This window comes from Methylomagnum sp. (assembly GCF_054333355.1).
In genome coordinates this window covers 1-3,370 of record NZ_JBTEKS010000450.1, presented here as the reverse complement: position 1 = coordinate 3,370, position 3,370 = coordinate 1, and the positions used below count along the sequence as shown (strand labels likewise).

Annotated in this window: 2 protein-coding genes; both read left to right on the top strand. The window is 65.9% G+C overall.

The features are described from left to right. On the top strand, positions 1 to 1,834 hold a 1,834-nt coding region (locus ACXWUF_RS20900; RefSeq protein ID WP_458496488.1), incomplete at its 5' end, for a type I polyketide synthase. Next, a partial coding sequence (locus ACXWUF_RS20895; RefSeq protein WP_458496487.1) for a phosphopantetheine-binding protein occupies positions 1,831 to 3,370 on the top strand: 1,540 nt, incomplete at its 3' end. The genes ACXWUF_RS20900 and ACXWUF_RS20895, both read left to right, overlap by 4 nt.

Below are 3,370 nucleotides of genomic sequence, written 5' to 3'. Positions count from 1 at the left end.
GATGCTCAACCACTTCGAGGAGATGTACGACCAGGCCATTGACCCCAACGCCATGCTGGAATACGACACCATCCGCAAGCTGGCGGGGTATATGGTGGAGAACGGGATTCTGCGGGCGGCGGATGTGCCCGCCGATGATGTGCCTGAAGCCATCGCCGAACCCGAACCCGAACCCGAACCCGTTGCAGTGCCGGAAACCTTGGAACCACCCGCGTCCCGTCCTGTGGCTGTGGAGCGGGTGACGGTCGGCAGTGCGGCGGCGCTGGCGGTCTCTTTCCCCAAACCGGAACCCGCCCCGCTGCCCCGTGTGGAAGCCATCCCAGCAGCCACCGGGCCGGAACCCATCGCCGTGATCGGCTTGGCCTGCCGCTTTCCCCAATCGCCCTCGCCGGAAGCCTACTGGGACAATCTGGCGGCGGGCCGCAACCTCATCACCGAAGTGCCGCCCGAGCGCTGGCCCATGGAGCAATGGTTCAGCCCGGACAAGGACGCCCCCGGCAAGAGCTATTCCAAATGGGGCGCGTTCATCGACGATGTGGATAAGTTCGACGCCGGGCTGTTCAAGCTGACCGACGCCGACGCCGTGACCATGGACCCGCAGCAACGCATCCTGTTGGAACTCACCCGCGAACTGCTGGACCGCGCCGGCTACCGGCCCGAGGACATCGCCGGGACTCGCACCGCCGTGTTGATCGGCGGCGGGATGAATTCCTATTGCGCGTCGGGCTTCGAGCAGTTCAACGAGCAGGAGATGGCCCGCGTCATCGTCAACCGCTGCACCAATATGATGGCGGCGCGGCTGTCGGACTTCTTCAACCTCACCGGACCCTCGCAAACCCTCGACACCGCCTGCTCCTCCTCCCTGGTGGCGATTCACCAAGCCTGCCGCCTGATACGCGGCGGCGAGGCGGACGCGGCCATCGTCGGCGGGATTGATCTGTTGCTGGACCCGTTCTTCCACATCGGTTTCAGCAAGGCGCAGGTGCTGTCGGAAGACGGCAACAGCTACGTGTTCGACGAGCGGGCCAATGGCTTCGTCATGGGCGAGGGCGCGGGGCTGGTGATGCTCAAGCCCTTGTCGCAGGCGCGGCGCGACGGCGACCAAATCCACGGCCTGATTCTCGGCTCGGCCATCAACAACGACGGACACACCATGGGCATCACGGTTCCCAACATCAAAGGCCAGATGGCGGTCATCGAAGCGGCCCTCAACGAGGCGGGCGTTTCGCCGGAAACCATCGGCTATCTGGAAGCCCATGGCACCGGCACCTTGTTGGGCGATCCCATCGAGATCAAAGCCGCCACGCAGGTCTATCGCCGCCACACCGAGCGCACGGGCTATTGCGCGGTGGGTTCGGTGAAATCGAACCTGGGCCATTTGCTGCGGGCGGCGGGCGTGGCGAGCTTCATCAAGGTGGTGCTGTCCCTGGAACACGGGCTGATTCCCCCCACCTTGAATTGCCAGAATCCCCACCCACGCTTCCGGTTCGGCGAGTCGCCGTTCTATCCCGTCACCACGGCGCAGGATTGGACCGTGCCACCCGGCGAACGGCGGGCGGCGATTTCGTCCTTCGGCTTCGGCGGCACCAATTGCCATCTGATTCTGCAAGGAGCCGACACGGCGGACGCGGCGGCGGGGCGTCCGGCCTTGCCTGTGACCCCGTTCAATCGCCAGCGCTATTGGAAGACCGATTTTGGTCGGGGCGGCGGGAGTGGGCCGAAGGACACGTCCAGCGATGAGTTTTACAAAAGCCTGCTGCAAGACCTGCGGGCGGGGAAGGTCGATACCCAGGAAGCCCTGGCCCTGTCCCGGCGGATGGGGGCACGCTCATGAGCCGGACGCAAGCCGCCGGGGCATGGACCCTGGAACAGATTTTCGATGCCGTCGCGGGCGGCACCCTGGACGAAACCGCCGCCCTGGCATTGATCCACCGCGTGCAGGGACAAAGCGCGGCGGGCGTGGTCAAGACCAGCCGCTTCCGTTACGGGGAAAGCCTGTTGCGGGAGCATCGGCTGGAAGGCCGGGAGGTCTTCCTGGCCGCGCTGCACCTGAGCTTGGCGGTGGCAGCGGCCCGCGACCTGCCGGCATTGGCGGGGCCGGTGAGCATAGATGACGGTGGAAGGAAAGCTTCATTTGACCACCCTCACCCCAGCCCTCTCCCCCAGGTAGAGGGGGAAAAATGCCGCTTTACCAGCAGCGTTATCTATATTGAAGGCTTCCGGCTGACCGGGCGCTTGGATGTCGGACCCGGCGAAACCTTGGAACTCGGCGTGGTGCTGGACCCCGAAGCGGACCACTGGACATTGCGCCATCGGGCCAGCCGTGCGCCGGAAGAAACGCCCGTCGAAGCGGCGCGGGGCGTGGTGCGTGGCTGGGCGGGTGTCGAGCCGGACGCGCCGCCGAATCTTGCCGAGATACTGGCGCGGGCCGGTTCGCCCTTGCCCGGCGAAATGCTGTACCGACGGCTGGGCGATGGCGTGGGGCCGGGACTCCGCAGCATCCGCGAGTTGTACGCCGGGCCGGATTTCGTGCTGGCGAAGCTCACCACCGTCGCGCCATCGGCCACGGATTACGAACTCGATCCGGCCCTGCTGTACGGTGCCCACTTCGCCGCCCTGCTGCTGTCGCCGGAAACGCGAGCCGCGCTGTATCTGCCCATGGCGGTGGAGCGTGTGAGCGTGTTCGGGCCGTTGCGGGGCGCGGGCTACTCGCTGGCCCGCTTGGTGCGGCTGGCGGGCGCGGTGGCGGTGCATGACATTGATGTGCTGGACGAAGCCGGGCGTCTGGCGGTTCGGCTGGAAGGCTTCACCAGCCAGAGCGTCGGCGTGCCCTATTTGGTGCCCGAGGTGGCTGCGTGGTTCGCCCCGCTGGCGGCTACTACGCCCGCGCCCGCCAGTCGGCCCGTTACGGAAGCGGCGGCGGTGCCGGCGGATTTGCGGAACCGGGTGGAGGATTATCTCTGCGAGCGCATCCGCGACCGCCTGGAAGTGCCCACGGCGGAGATCAGCCGCACCCACAACTTCATGGACTTGGGGGTGGACTCCACCATGCTGATCCGCTTCACCCAGGAGGTGGAGAAGGATTTTGGCATCGAGTTGTACCCGACCCTGTTGTTTGAATATCAGAACATTTCCGACTTGGCGGGGTATCTGCTGGCGGAGCAGGGGGAGGCGGTGGGGCGGTATTTTCCCGTTTTGCCAGAACCCACCGAGACGGCCACGGTTATTCAGTGGAGCGAGCGGTGGAACCCTGATCGTTCCCACGCTCTGCGTGGGAATGCAGCCGGGGACGCTCCGCGTCCCGCATCGGAACTGGCGGAGTTAATTTCGCCAGCGGCGGAGGTCAACGATGGGCCGCAGAGCGGCCAAG